The sequence below is a fragment of the Cupriavidus numazuensis genome (assembly GCF_905397435.1).
Classification (GTDB): domain Bacteria; phylum Pseudomonadota; class Gammaproteobacteria; order Burkholderiales; family Burkholderiaceae; genus Cupriavidus; species Cupriavidus numazuensis.
This window is the reverse complement of record NZ_CAJPVI010000023.1, coordinates 44,127-56,921: the sequence shown is the minus strand read 5'-3', so window position 1 is coordinate 56,921 and position 12,795 is coordinate 44,127. Positions and strand designations below refer to the sequence as shown.

Here is a 12,795-nt window from a genome sequence, read left to right as displayed (position 1 = left end):
GAATCTGTTTCATATCACCCGAGGCCACGGTGAAACCGACGGGGTCACGTCATGATCGAGGTCCGGCATTTACGCTCGCTGGTGGCCATCGCCGAATCCGGCAAGCTGGCTACCGCCGCCGAGCGCGTGCACGTGAGCCAGTCGGCGCTGTCCCACCAGATCAAGGCGATCGAGGCGCATTACGGCCTGCCGCTGTTCGACCGCACACGGCAGGGGTTGCGCTTTACGCCGGCTGGCGAGCGTCTGCTGGCCTTGGCGCGCGAGGTGCTGGCCGCGGTGAGCGAGGCGGATCGGGATATCGAACGGCTCAAGGGTGACACGCGCGGCGAATTGCGCGTGGTGCTGGAGTGCCACACCTGCTTTGACTGGCTGATGCCGGTGATGGACGAGTTCCGCCGCCGCTGGCCCGAAGTGGAGGTGGACCTTGTGGCCGGCTTCCATGCCGACCCGATCGCCTTGATCGGGGAAGGGCGTGCGGACATGGTGATCGGTTCATTGCCGGCCACGCGCCGCGGGCTGGAAGTGGCGCCGCTGTTCCGCTTCGAGATCCTCGCGGTCATGGCGAACGAACATCGGCTGCGCAACAAGCGTCGCATCGAAGCCGCGGACCTGGAAGGCGAGACCCTGATCACCTATCCCGTGCCCGAGCAGCGCATCGACCTGATCCGCGAAGTGCTGGAGCCCGCCGGCATCCGCCTGCAGCGCCGCACCGCCGAACTGACCGTTGCCGTGCTGCAACTCGTGGCGAGCCGTCGCGGCGTGGCGGCGTTGCCCAACTGGGGCGTAAAGAACTACGTCGACCACGACTACGTGCTGGCCAAGCGGATCGGGGCCAAGGGCCTGTGGAGCGAGCTGTATGCCACGGTTCCCGCGGCCATCTCGCAGCGGCCGTATGTGGCGGATTTCGTGGCGATCGTGCGGGATATCTGCGCGGCGCAGCTCGACGGCATCGAACTGCTTGGAGCTGCCTGAGCGGATCGGTCAGGCGTGCAGGGCTACGGCGGGCATGAAGGCGGGCAGTGCGGCAGGGCTTCTGTCGACGGCCTCGTCGAGATCGTCGTCCCCGAAATCCGCCATCAGCACTTCCACGTCCGCGCCGTTGCCGAGGCGCCGCACGAAGAGGTGCAGCAGGTCGGTGTCCGCGGCGGTCAGCGTGGCGCTGACGCGATGCCGGGCATTGGCATCGAAGCGCAGTTGCTGGAGCGCCAGGCCGGTGCGGCGCGCGTTGGCGAGTACCCATTCCATCGCGCCGAAGAGATCGGAGGCCGCAAGGCGCAGATCGAGTTGCAGGGTAGGGGTCGCAGTGGCTGGCATGTGGCGTCTGAGGCAAGAATGTCGGTCAGGTAAATTTACCAGCGGACTCGCAAAATGGGCTTCTGAATTTCCTTCCTGACCGCCGTATGTGGAGATGAAATATCTACTTAGAGTATAATTTTTGGATAATTCATCCCTCTCGGCGAGATTCCTCATGGCAACCATCCCGAAGCTCGACGACATTGACCGCCGCATCTTGCGTGAACTGCGGCGGGATGGCCGCCTGTCGAACGCAAAGCTCGCGGAACAGGTCGGCCTGTCCGCGACACCGTGCTGGAACCGGGTGCGCGCACTGGAAGAGAGCGGCGTGATTGAAGGCTATGCGGCGTTGCTCAACCAGAAGGCGCTCGGCTTGCCTGATACCGTGCTGATCGAAGTGACGCTCGATCGACACGATGATGACATGCTCCACCGGTTCGGGCAGGCACTGGCCGAATTGCCGGAAGTCCTCGAGGCCCATTTGCTGACGGGCGAGTACGACTACCTGATCAAGGTCGCGGTGGCGGGCACCGAGGGCTACGAGGAATTCCTGCGGCACAAGCTGTACAAGCTGCCGGGCCTGCGCCACAGCCATTCCACCTTTGTGCTGCGCACTTTGAAGCGCGAGCTCTCGGTGGCGCCTTAAGTCACGTGAACCGGGGCTCTACAGTACTGCGCTGGCGCTTTGGCAAGCCGGTTACCGCCCGGTGAATGCACGGTTGAGGTGCCTGTCTGCGGGGTCGGCAAGCGCGAAGATACAATTCCGCTCATAATGTCGAGCGGTGCCGGCCCGGCCGGCGCCCGATTTTCTTGAATACCGGTATGAACGACACAGAGATTGCGCTGATCGATTCAGCGCGCCTGCCGACCCGATTCGGCGAATTTACCGCTCACGCCTTCAAGGGTGTGGACTCGGGCATCGAGCACCTTGCCCTGAGCGTGGGGGACATCACGGGCGAAGATGTGCTGATTCGCATGCACTCGGAGTGCCTGACCGGCGATGTGTTCGGCTCGTGCCGCTGCGACTGCGGTCCCCAGCTCGAACTGGCGATGGAGAAGATCGCAGCCGAAGGCCGCGGCATCCTGCTGTACCTGCGCGGCCACGAAGGCCGCGGCATCGGGCTGGCGGAGAAGATCCGTGCCTATGCGCTGCAGGACACCGGCCTCGACACGGTCGACGCCAACCTCGCCCTCGGCCAGGCCATCGACGCCCGCAACTACGCGTTTGCCGCCGACCTGCTGCACCAGTGGGGCGTGAAGTCCGTGCGCCTGATGAGCAACAACCCGCTCAAGGCTGCGGCGCTGGAGAAGGCCGGCATCATCGTGAAGGAGCAGCTGCGGCACATCGTGCCGTCGAATGCCGAGAACGAAAAATATCTGGCGACCAAGCGGTCGCGGATGGGACATTTGCTGGATTGAGTTTGTGCGGCCACCCGCCCTTACCCTTAGTGCCTGATGGACCACACGCCCCTGGCTATGCTAGGGGCGTGGTCTTTCATGGCGCATGGATTCGCTGTAGTCCTTTCGTTTATTTCGTTTATTGCGTTTGATTCGTTTGTGGGGTACAACGAGAGCATTCCTACTCGCCGTTCAGGATGCGCACCATGACAATCTCGGTACCTGAGCGAATCGAACTGACGGATGACCAGGCCGCCATCCTCGCCGATGCAAGTCGGCTGATGGCCGAAGCTCTGGACCGCTCGCGCGCAGCACGCGTGGCGCTTGTCGAAGAAGGCGAAGGGCACGACCTTGCCCGTATCGAAGTTCCCCCCGCGACGCTTCGCGTGCTCTCCCGGCTACTGGGTCTGATGGCAAGCGAGCAGGTTTTCCTTCTTTATCCCGCCCACACGGAACTGACCACCAGCCAGGCAGCCGACATGCTGGGCGTATCTCGTCCCTATCTGGTTGCGCGCCTGGAAGCGGGAGAACTGCCATTTCGCAAAGTGGGGCGTCACCGCCGGGTTCGCATGGACGATGTGCTGCACTACAAGGCGCGCATGCGGGAGGCCAGTGAGGCTGCCATGCAGGAGCTTGTCGCCCTGTCGCAAGCCATGGGCGGATACGATCTGTGAGACTTGGCTTCGATCGATTCAGCGTGGTGCTGGATGCATGCGTGCTGTTTCCGATGATCGTGCGCGATGTCATGCTGACCCTCGCGGGACACGGATTCTTCGAACCCAAATGGTCAGCGCGCCTCCACGACGAATGGTCAACAAACCTGCATTCGAGATTGCAGGCGGCGGGGACGGTCGAGGATATCCACGCTCGGATTCGAGCATTGATGGCGGCAATGGACCGTGCTTTTCCCGATGCTCTCGTCGGCAACGTACTGCCTGAAACCGAGGCATTGCGTCCCGTGGACCCGAAGGATCGACACGTTGTTATGACAGCCATCGCCGCACGTGCCGACGCCGTCGTCACGTTCAACCTCAAGGACTTTGCCGCAGACCACCTTCGTTCTCAACTTGGAATCGAAGTGCTTCATCCCGATCAGTTCATTCTTGATCTTATCGATCTAAATGAGCGCCGCGTAGTGGATGCCTTCAGGGCATTGCGACGGCGGAAGAAGAATCCGCCTTGGGATGTAAATGAGTTGATCGAGCGAATCCGACGCGCGGAATTGACGGAGACAGCGCGCTGGCTCCAGGCACAATGCATTCAACCCTTGTTATGACGCCTGCGCATGGCGCCAACTATCGAAGCAGCTAGGTCGGGCGACGCGTACTTTCGTTTTGTCACTTCAACGAATTTGTGTCCGTGCTGATACACTGTACGGATATACAGTCATCGTCGCCGTGCACGGCCGGGGCAGTCTCCCAGGAACCCGGCCCTTACCAAGCGTCATCGCAGCCTGTGCTAAGGTTGTTTTCTTGCGCAGCCATGATTCTTGTCGGGTGACATAACCATCTGATTCAAAAGAGAAAACCGTGTCGAGCAAGCAGCTGATCCGTATTCGGGGCGCCCGCCAGCACAACCTCAAGGACGTTGACCTTGACCTCCGTCCCGGCGAGATGACGGTGGTGACCGGCCCGTCCGGGTCGGGCAAATCGAGCCTGGTGTTCGACACGCTTTATGCCGAGGGCCAGCGTCGCTACGTAGAGACCTTCAGCGCCTACGCGCGCCAGTTCCTCGACCGCATGGACCGGCCGCAGGTTGAGCGCGTGGACGGTGTGCCGCCGGCCATTGCCATCGACCAGACCAACCCGGTGCGCAGTTCGCGTTCGACGGTCGGTACGATGACCGAGCTGAATGACCACCTGAAGCTGCTCTACGCACGCGCGGCGGAACTGTTCGACCGGCAGACCGCGCAGCCGGTGCGGCACGACTCGCCAGAAACGATCTACGCGGAACTGCTCGCGCGCACGGCCGAACGCCAGCCCCATCACGACGCACGGCTGGTCGTGACATTCCCCGTCGAACTGCCTGAATCGACCACCGAGGATGAAGTCCAGCAATGGCTGTCGGTCAGCGGCTATACCCGCGTGCAGGCCCAGCGCGTGGTGGAATCGTCCACCGGTGCGCGCAAGGTGCTAGATGTGGTTGCGGACCGTTTCCGCGTTGGCTCGGTGGAGAAAGCGCGCGCGGTGGAGGCCATCGAAGCGTCGCTGCGGCGCGGCGGCGGGCGCGTGAACGTCTATGCGCTGGCCGAAGAGGGCGAGGGCCCGATCTGGCGTTTTTCCACTGGCCTGCACAGTCCTGACAGCGACCTGCGCTACGCGGATCCTCAGCCCGCGCTGTTCTCGTTCAACTCCGCCTACGGCGCCTGCGAGACCTGCCGCGGGTTTGGCCGCGTGATCGGCGTGGACCTCGGGCTGGTGATTCCCGACGTGCGAAAGTCGCTGCGGCAGGGCGCGATCAAGCCGATGCAGACGCCAGCCTGGAAGGAGTGCCAGGACGACCTGATGCGCTACGCGGTCAAGGCCGACATTCCACGCGACACGCCCTGGTCCGAGATGACCGAAGCCCAGCGGCACTGGGTCATTCACGGCTCGCCCGACTGGAACGGCCAGTGGAACAAGCAGTGGTACGGCGTGATGCGGTTCTTCAGCTACCTGGAGTCCAAGGCCTACAAGATGCACATCCGCGTGCTGCTGTCGAAGTACCGCAGCTACACGCCGTGCGAGACCTGTGGCGGCGCGCGTCTCAAGACCGAATCGCTGCTGTGGCGCCTGGGTTCGAAGGACAATGCCGATGCGGTGCTGGCGCCGCAGCAGCGCTTCCTGCCGCGCGGCGTGGACTGGGACCGCACGAAGCTCGAATCGCTGCCCGGCCTGACCGTGCACGACCTGATGCTGATGCCGATCGCACGCATCCGGCGCTTCTTCGACGACCTGACGCTGTCGAGCAGCATGCTCGACGACGCGCTCAAGCTGCTGCTCGCTGAAGTCCGCACGCGGCTCAAGTACCTGTGCGATGTGGGGTTGGGCTACCTGACGCTGGATCGCCAGAGCCGCACGCTGTCCGGCGGCGAGGTGCAGCGCATCAACCTGACTACCGCGCTGGGCACCTCGCTGGTCAACACGCTGTTCGTGCTGGACGAGCCCAGCATCGGCCTGCATCCGCGCGACCTGAACCGCATCGTCGAGGCCATGCACCGTCTGCGCGACGCCGGCAACACGCTCGTGGTCGTCGAGCACGACCCGTCCGTGATGCTGGCTGCCGACCGCCTGATCGACATGGGCCCTGGCCCGGGCGAACGCGGGGGCAATATCATCTTCGACGGCACGCCGAAGGATATCCGTGGCGCCGGCACGCTGACCGGCGACTACCTGGGTGGACGCAAGCGCGTGGCCGATGCCTCGCACTGGCAACTCCGTCCGGTCGACGACACGGTGCCGCGCATCGTGCTGGAGGGCGCGACCGAGCACAACCTGCAGGACGTGACGGTCGAAATCCCGCTGCAGCGGCTGGTGTGCGTGACCGGCGTCTCCGGCTCCGGCAAGTCCACGCTGCTGCAGGACGTGCTGTACCCCGCCATGGCACGCCATTTCGGCAAGGCGACCGAATCGCCGGGCGCGCACCGTGCATTGCGTGGCGCGGATCTCGTCGATGACGTGGTGTTCGTCGACCAGTCGCCGATCGGCAAGACCGCGCGCTCCAACCCGGCCAGCTACGTGGGCGCGTTCGACGAGATCCGCAAGATCTTCGCCAAGGCGCCGATGGCGATCCAGCGCAGCTATACCGCTGGCACGTTCAGCTTCAATTCGGGCGACGGGCGCTGCCCGACCTGCGGCGGCTCGGGTTTCGAGCACGTCGAGATGCAGTTCCTCAGCGACGTCTATCTGCGTTGCCCGGACTGCGACGGCAGCCGCTACCGCCCCGAGGTACTCGAGGTCAAGATCGAGCGCAGCTTGCCCGGCCAGCCGGCGCGCGCACTGAGCGTGGCCGATGTGCTCGAACTGACGGTATCGGAGGCTGCCGCGTACTTCGCTGGCGATGCCGCCGTGCTGCGCGTGCTGCAACCCATCGTCGACGTGGGCCTGGAATACGTGAAGCTCGGCCAGCCCGTGCCAACGCTTTCCGGTGGCGAAGCGCAGCGCCTCAAGCTCGCGGGCTTCCTCGCCGAAGCCGCGCAGGCAGCGCAGCCCAAGGGCCGCGTGATCCGGCCCGATACCTCGCCCAAGCGCCTGTTCATGTTCGACGAGCCGACCACGGGCCTGCATTTCGACGACATCGCCAAGCTGATGCGCGCGTTCGGCAAGCTGCTCGACGGCGGCCATTCGCTGGTGGTGATCGAGCACAACCTTGACGTGGTCCGTGCGGCGGACTGGCTGATCGACCTTGGCCCTGAAGGCGGCGACGCCGGCGGCCGCGTGGTCTGCACCGGCACGCCCGAAGATGTGAAGCGTTGCGCCGAGTCCCATACCGGTCAGGCGCTGATTCACTATGACGCCGCGCTTGGCGAAGCGGGCACATTGGCCGCAGAGCGCGCCGACAGCGAAGGTGTGCCGCTACAGGCCGCGCTGCAGGCCCGGCGCGCGCGCCGCGCCATCGAAGGCGAGGACGTTGTGCGCATCGTCAACGCGCACGAACACAACCTGAAGTCGCTCAACGTCGATATCCCGCATGGCAAGTTCAATGTGGTGACGGGCGTGTCCGGTTCGGGCAAGTCGACGCTGGCGTTCGACATCCTGTTCCATGAAGGGCAGCGCCGCTACCTGGAATCCCTCAACGCCTATGCACGATCCATCGTGCAGCCGGCGGGCCGGCCCGAGGTCGATGCGGTCTATGGCATTCCGCCGACCGTCGCGATCGAGCAGCGCCTCTCGCGTGGTGGCCGCAAGAGTACGGTGGCAACCACATCGGAGGTCTGGCACTTTCTGCGGCTGCTGTACGTGAAGCTCGGCATCCAGCACTGCGTGCATGACGGCGCGCCGGTGACTTCGCAAAGCCCGGACTCCATCGCCGCGCAGTTGCTGCGCGACCATCGCGGCGAGCATGTCGGTTTTCTCGCCCCGCTGGTCGTGAACCGCAAGGGCGTTTACACGGACCTGGCCAAGTGGGCCAAGGCGCGCGGCAACACACACCTGCGCGTGGATGGTGAATTCCTTCCGGTCGATCCGTGGCCGCGCCTGGACCGCTTCCGCGAACACACGATCGAACTGCCGGTGGGCGACCTCGTGATCTCGCCCGAGAACGAGGGCCAGTTGCGCGCGCTGCTGGCGCAGGCGCTCGAAGCCGGCAAGGGCGTGATGCACCTGCTGGCGCCGCTGGACGGCCTGCACGATGCCATGCATAACGGCGACGGCACCGCGCACGTTGGCGACGTGAAGGTATTTTCGACGAAGCGCGCCTGTCCGGTCTGCGGCACCAGCTATCCGGAACTCGATCCGCGCATGTTCTCGTACAACAGCAAGCACGGCTGGTGTACGACTTGCGTGGGTACTGGCTTGACGCTGACACGCGAGCAACGCGCGGCATTCGATGACACGGTGCTGGCCGGCGATGACCGCGGCCGCGAGCAGAGCCTGCCGTCCGAAGAGCAGGAGCCGGAAGGCGTAGGCGACACGCCATGCGCGGATTGCCATGGCACGCGCCTTAACCTGGTTGCACGCGCCGTGACGTTCGACGAGCAGGCCATCGTCGACGTGGCGCAGTGGACAGTGTCGGAAACGCGTCAATGGGTCGACGGATTGCACCTGACCGGCCGCGATGCCGACATCGCCCGCGACGTGATCAGCGAGATCGGCAGCCGCCTGCAGTTCCTGGAGGAAGTCGGCCTTGGCTACCTGAGCCTGGATCGCGCCGCGCCGAGCCTGTCCGGTGGTGAGGCGCAGCGCATCCGGCTGGCCGCGCAGCTCGGCAGCAACCTGCAGGGCGTGTGCTACGTACTGGACGAGCCGACCATCGGCCTGCATCCGCGCGACAACCAGATCCTGCTCGACGCGCTGCGCAAGCTTGGCGACAAGGGCAATACGCTGGTAGTGGTCGAGCATGATGAAGACACCATCCGCCGCGCCGACCACATCATCGATATCGGCCCAGGCGCAGGCAAGCGCGGCGGCACGCTGGTGGCGCAGGGCGGCGTGGCGGATCTCGCCTCGGCGCCGGATTCGACCACCGGGCAGTTCCTGGCACGGCCCATCGTCCATCCGCTGCAGGCGCGGCGTACGGTGAAGCCCGGTGCCGCCGGCAAGCCCGCCGACCCGCCCGAATGGCTGACCGTGCATGGCGCGTCGCTGCACAACCTGCGCAAAGTCACGGCGCGCATCCCGCTGTCGCGACTGGTCGCGATTACCGGTGTCAGCGGGTCCGGCAAGTCCACGCTGGCGCGGGACGTGCTGATGACCAACCTGCTCGATGCGGTGGGCCGTTCGGTGTTGTCGTCGCCGGCCACGCGCCGTGCGCGCAACGCGGCGCAGCAGGAAGCTGCCACCAAGGGCGTCAAGGCCGAGCGCAAGGCGCTCAAGGTCGATCATGACTGGTACGGCTGCGAGTCGATCACCGGCTGGGAGTCGATCGACCGCGTGCTCGAAGTAGACCAGACCCCGATCGGCAAGACTCCGCGCTCATGCCCGGCGACCTATATCGGCGTATGGGACACCATCCGCCGGCTGTTCGCCGACACACTGGAGGCGCGCGCGCGTGGCTATACCGCGTCGCGCTTCTCGTTCAACACCGGCGACGGCCGCTGCCCGGCCTGCGAAGGGCAGGGCGTGCGCACCATCGGCATGAGCTTCCTGCCGGATGTGAAAGTGCCTTGCGACGTGTGCCATGGCCAGCGCTTCAACCCCGAAACGCTGGCCGTCACATGGCGCGGCAAGAACATCGGCGAAGTGCTGACGATGGAGATCGACGAAGCGGTGGAGTTCTTCTCCGCGATGTCGAACATCGCCCATCCGCTGCAGCTGATGAAGGACGTCGGTCTTGGCTACCTGACGCTGGGCCAGCCGTCACCGACGCTGTCAGGTGGCGAGGCGCAGCGCATCAAGCTGGTGACTGAGCTGAGCAAGGTGCGCGACGACATCACGCGGCGCGGCCAGAAGGCGCCGCACACGCTGTACGTGCTGGACGAGCCGACCGTGGGCCTGCACATGGCAGACGTCGCACGCCTGATTCGCGTGCTGCACCGTCTGACCGATGGCGGCCACAGCGTGGTGGTGATCGAGCATGACCTCGATGTGATCGCCGAGGCCGACTGGATCATTGATCTGGGCCCTGAAGGCGGCGCGGGCGGCGGCACCATCGTCGGCGCGGCCAATCCGGAGGTGCTGTCGCGCACGCCGGCCAGCCATACGGGCGCCGCGCTGGTGCCCGTGCTCGCGCGCACCGTGGAGCCGGCCCGTCTCAGTGTCGGATAGCCGTCCCTCCCGATAACAGGGACAGACAGGCAGCAGGTTCTTCCGTTGCAGACAGAAGGGGCGCATGTTTCATGCGCCCCTTCTGCGCTGGGCATGCCTTTCGCTAGACAGTGGCGACAGGCGCGCACTTCGCGCGCTACACGGAGGTAACCATGAAGCATTTACGACCCAGCCGCCTGCTGCTGGCCGCAGCGCTCGCGGCGGCGACGATTCCGGTGATGGCGCAGACCCCGACGACGCCGCGCGACCCGTATTCGCAGGGCGCACGCACGGGTGACAAGTTCGACCCGTATACGCAGGGCGCCAACGCGTCAACACGCCAGGATCTGGCCCCCCAGCCATCCACCGTGCCGGCGCAGCCGGGCACCTACAGCCAGTCATACAGCCAGTCCAGCACCTACAGCCAGCCTGGAACCATGTCCATGCAGCGCAGCCCCAATCCGTATATGCAGGGCGGCGGTTGGGACAGCCCAAACCTGGGCCAGCGGCTGGGTCCGCGTAGCGCTTTCCTGGACGGATCCTGACCGGTAACAGCGCCCGCCGGCATCCCCGGTCGTTCTTACCGCCGGTTGAAATTCCTGCGTGATGGCGGGAAGCGCCGGCACTCTGGCAGCGGGCGCGCAGTTGCGTTCGCTGCGCACCGTGTGGACGTGGCTTGTCACAGCCCGCCAAGGAGCACCTGATGAGACGAAGCGACTACCCCGACTATCCCCGAGACCCCGACTACCGCGACTCCCCTGGCTACCCCTGCCGCGACCGCGAGGACGACGAACCGCGCGGCGATGAAGACTATCTGCGTCGCACGCCGAGCCGCCAGTACGGCAGCAACGACCAGGGCTACAGCGATCTGCCGGCGCATGCGCGCAACGAGCGCCTGCGCCATCTTTCGTCACGCCATGGCAATCCGGAACGGCGGCTGCCACGCGAGTCCGATCGCGGCTCGTGGGGCGATGAACGCAGACGCGATAATGAGGAGTGGGTCGGCGTCTATGTGGAGGAGTGGCGCTGGCCATCCGGTGCGGAATCCGCTCGCAGGCGCTATGAGGACGAGCGAGGCACACCGCGCCGCTATCCGATGTACGGTCTTGGCGACCAGCCCGCGCAAGCGCATCAGGAATACGGATACGGTCGTGGTGGCGATGCCGGGTATCGCCGCAGCGAAGGCCCGCGCAACTACCGCCGTGCCGACGACCGCGTCCACGACGCTGTCTGTACGCGCCTCGCGCATGAAGACGGGCTCGACGTGAGCGAGGTGACGGTACACGTCCGCGAAGGCGTGGTGACGATGGAAGGCACCGTGAATGACCGTCGCAGCAAGTACGAGATCGAAGAGATCGCGGAGTCGGTGTTCGGGGTGCGCGACGTCGTCAACCACATCCATGTCAGGCGCTTTGGGGTATTGGCTTCGGAGTAGGGAGCTTTGGATGTAGATAGATGTCGTGCCTGGCGCTGCCAGGCACGACATCTCTCGGGCGAAGAACGATTGCCCGAGTGCTCCCCCAACGCTGACTTCATTCAATTTTTGGCGAGGAAGGCGGCCGTTCTTCCCGCTCATCCGTGCGATCCGCCTTGTCAACGGGGACGTCCGCAGGCAGCCGCTCTGCCGCGCGCTCGATCTCCTCGCTGATTTCCTCTTCGGGCAGCGCCTCGTCAGGCGAGCCATGGCGGTCGCGGTCGAGCTGTTCGAGTTCGGCGTCGATGGCCTCGGCCGGTTCGGTCAGGTCCGGGTCCAGGGTACTGCGCACATTGCCGCCAGTGGCTTCCACGGCGCTGCGTGCGTCGCTACTGGCCCGGGTGGTGGTGGTACGCTTGCGTCGCCTTGCCGCCGCGTCCGGCGAGGACGCCGCTGAGGCCCGGCTGTCGGCGCGCCCGCCGGTTCGTACGGTCTTGCTCATTGGTGCTCCTTGTCCTTGTGCCGTCAGGTGTTTTCGACCGGCGGCTCTTTCGCATCCGGATTTCCGCCACCATGGCGTACGGATGGCGGCTCGCCGTTCTCGTCCGGGATATCGTGTTCGCGTTCCACGTCGCGGCGGCGATCCCTGCCGGGCTTGCCGCGTTCATGTTCGACGTCTGGCCCCTTGTGGGTCGTGCGCCTGGAATCCTGCTGGTTGTCATGCTCGTGCTGACGGTGCGTGTTCATCGCTATCGCTCCCTTGATACCGGCTTGGGCCGGTCCATCCGAATCCCTCAATCTCTCAATTCATCGACCCTAGTCCGTGTGGGCCTTCAATTCGTCAGACACGGCCGTGACGCCGCGCACGCCTCGGGCCGTTTCCATCGCGCGTGCGCGCTGCGCGTCGTCGCGTACCGTGCCCTCGAGCCGCACCACGCCGTCAGTGGTGCTGACGCGGATGTTGGCGGGTTCCAGGCCCCGTGTCGTGGACAGCCGCGATCTGACTTCCGTGGTAATGGCGCGGTCGGTAGTGGCCTCCGTATCGCGCGGTGCAACCGTGCGCCCTGGCGACGACGGGACGGCCGGCGGGTCGGTGGGTGCCGCGTTGGCGACCGTGCCAGCGAACAGCAGCGCGGCTGCCACGGCCGGGGCAACGAGACGTGAATTGGCACGCAGGCGAATGTTCATGGCGAAGTCCTCCGGAATCCGGCAGTCCCCGCTTACACGCACGCATATGACAAATGGCACAGTCATTGCGCAGGCTGATCGAGGGCCGCCCCGTCATGTCTCTGCAAGCTCCGTTCCCGC

At 65.2% G+C, this 12,795-nt stretch carries 12 protein-coding genes; 8 read left to right on the top strand and 4 right to left on the bottom strand.

The features are described from left to right. Positions 1–51: 51 nt before the first annotated feature. Positions 52–972 carry a LysR family transcriptional regulator gene (locus KHO41_RS18995; RefSeq protein WP_211954831.1) on the top strand — a complete coding sequence of 307 codons (921 nt, stop codon included), beginning with the start codon at positions 52–54 and terminating at the stop codon, positions 970–972. 9 nt (positions 973–981) lie between these two features. Here KHO41_RS18995 and KHO41_RS18990 read toward each other — a convergent pair whose 3' ends face one another. Further along, the gene (locus KHO41_RS18990; RefSeq protein WP_211954830.1) at positions 982–1,314 is read right to left on the bottom strand and encodes an AsnC family transcriptional regulator; all 333 of its coding nucleotides are present in this window, start codon (positions 1,312–1,314) and stop codon (positions 982–984) included. 154 nt (positions 1,315–1,468) lie between these two features. Between KHO41_RS18990 and KHO41_RS18985 the strand changes: the two genes are divergently transcribed. From KHO41_RS18985 to KHO41_RS18955, 7 genes are all read left to right on the top strand, one after another. After that, complete coding sequence (locus KHO41_RS18985) at positions 1,469–1,939, top strand: Lrp/AsnC family transcriptional regulator (RefSeq protein ID WP_211954829.1); 471 nt, start codon at positions 1,469–1,471, stop codon at positions 1,937–1,939. Between the two features lie 176 nt (positions 1,940–2,115). Then, the gene (gene ribA / locus KHO41_RS18980) at positions 2,116–2,712 is read left to right on the top strand and encodes a GTP cyclohydrolase II (protein WP_211954828.1); all 597 of its coding nucleotides are present in this window, start codon (positions 2,116–2,118) and stop codon (positions 2,710–2,712) included. 185 nt (positions 2,713–2,897) lie between these two features. Next, the gene (locus KHO41_RS18975) at positions 2,898–3,365 is read left to right on the top strand and encodes a helix-turn-helix domain-containing protein (protein ID WP_211954827.1); all 468 of its coding nucleotides are present in this window, start codon (positions 2,898–2,900) and stop codon (positions 3,363–3,365) included. Further along, positions 3,362–3,967, top strand: coding sequence for a PIN domain-containing protein (locus tag KHO41_RS18970; protein WP_211954826.1), 606 nt, complete (start codon positions 3,362–3,364; stop codon positions 3,965–3,967). Before KHO41_RS18975 ends, KHO41_RS18970 begins: the two co-directional genes overlap by 4 nt. 253 nt (positions 3,968–4,220) lie before the next feature. After that, on the top strand, positions 4,221–10,094 hold the full coding sequence (gene uvrA / locus KHO41_RS18965; RefSeq protein ID WP_211954825.1) for an excinuclease ABC subunit UvrA: 5,874 nt from the start codon (positions 4,221–4,223) through the stop codon (positions 10,092–10,094). Between the two features lie 152 nt (positions 10,095–10,246). Then, positions 10,247–10,618 carry an endonuclease gene (locus tag KHO41_RS18960; RefSeq protein ID WP_211954824.1) on the top strand — a complete coding sequence of 124 codons (372 nt, stop codon included), beginning with the start codon at positions 10,247–10,249 and terminating at the stop codon, positions 10,616–10,618. A gap of 158 nt (positions 10,619–10,776) precedes the next feature. Continuing rightward, a complete protein-coding gene (locus tag KHO41_RS18955; RefSeq protein WP_211954823.1) occupies positions 10,777–11,508 on the top strand; it encodes a BON domain-containing protein in 732 nt (243 codons plus the stop codon). Positions 11,509–11,605: 97 nt separating this feature from the next. Here KHO41_RS18955 and KHO41_RS18950 read toward each other — a convergent pair whose 3' ends face one another. From KHO41_RS18950 to KHO41_RS18940, 3 genes are all read right to left on the bottom strand, one after another. After that, a complete protein-coding gene (locus tag KHO41_RS18950; RefSeq protein ID WP_211954822.1) occupies positions 11,606–11,989 on the bottom strand; it encodes a hypothetical protein in 384 nt (127 codons plus the stop codon). A 23-nt stretch (positions 11,990–12,012) separates the two neighbouring features. Then, positions 12,013–12,234, bottom strand: coding sequence for a hypothetical protein (locus KHO41_RS18945; protein WP_211954821.1), 222 nt, complete (start codon positions 12,232–12,234; stop codon positions 12,013–12,015). 69 nt (positions 12,235–12,303) lie between these two features. Next, the gene (locus KHO41_RS18940; protein WP_211954820.1) at positions 12,304–12,675 is read right to left on the bottom strand and encodes a BON domain-containing protein; all 372 of its coding nucleotides are present in this window, start codon (positions 12,673–12,675) and stop codon (positions 12,304–12,306) included. Positions 12,676–12,795: the final 120 nt, after the last annotated feature.

What these genes read in the sequence shown, in the direction of transcription:
- KHO41_RS18950 (WP_211954822.1), bottom strand. Translation starts at nt 11,989, where the DNA reads ATGAGCAAGACCGTACGAACCGGCGGGCGCGCCGACAGCCGGGCCTCA.
- ribA (WP_211954828.1), top strand. Translation starts at nt 2,116, where the DNA reads ATGAACGACACAGAGATTGCGCTGATCGATTCAGCGCGCCTGCCGACC.
- KHO41_RS18975 (WP_211954827.1), top strand. Translation starts at nt 2,898, where the DNA reads ATGACAATCTCGGTACCTGAGCGAATCGAACTGACGGATGACCAGGCC.
- KHO41_RS18995 (WP_211954831.1), top strand. Translation starts at nt 52, where the DNA reads ATGATCGAGGTCCGGCATTTACGCTCGCTGGTGGCCATCGCCGAATCC.
- KHO41_RS18945 (WP_211954821.1), bottom strand. Translation starts at nt 12,234, where the DNA reads ATGAACACGCACCGTCAGCACGAGCATGACAACCAGCAGGATTCCAGG.
- KHO41_RS18955 (WP_211954823.1), top strand. Translation starts at nt 10,777, where the DNA reads ATGAGACGAAGCGACTACCCCGACTATCCCCGAGACCCCGACTACCGC.
- KHO41_RS18990 (WP_211954830.1), bottom strand. Translation starts at nt 1,314, where the DNA reads ATGCCAGCCACTGCGACCCCTACCCTGCAACTCGATCTGCGCCTTGCG.
- KHO41_RS18985 (WP_211954829.1), top strand. Translation starts at nt 1,469, where the DNA reads ATGGCAACCATCCCGAAGCTCGACGACATTGACCGCCGCATCTTGCGT.
- KHO41_RS18960 (WP_211954824.1), top strand. Translation starts at nt 10,247, where the DNA reads ATGAAGCATTTACGACCCAGCCGCCTGCTGCTGGCCGCAGCGCTCGCG.
- KHO41_RS18940 (WP_211954820.1), bottom strand. Translation starts at nt 12,675, where the DNA reads ATGAACATTCGCCTGCGTGCCAATTCACGTCTCGTTGCCCCGGCCGTG.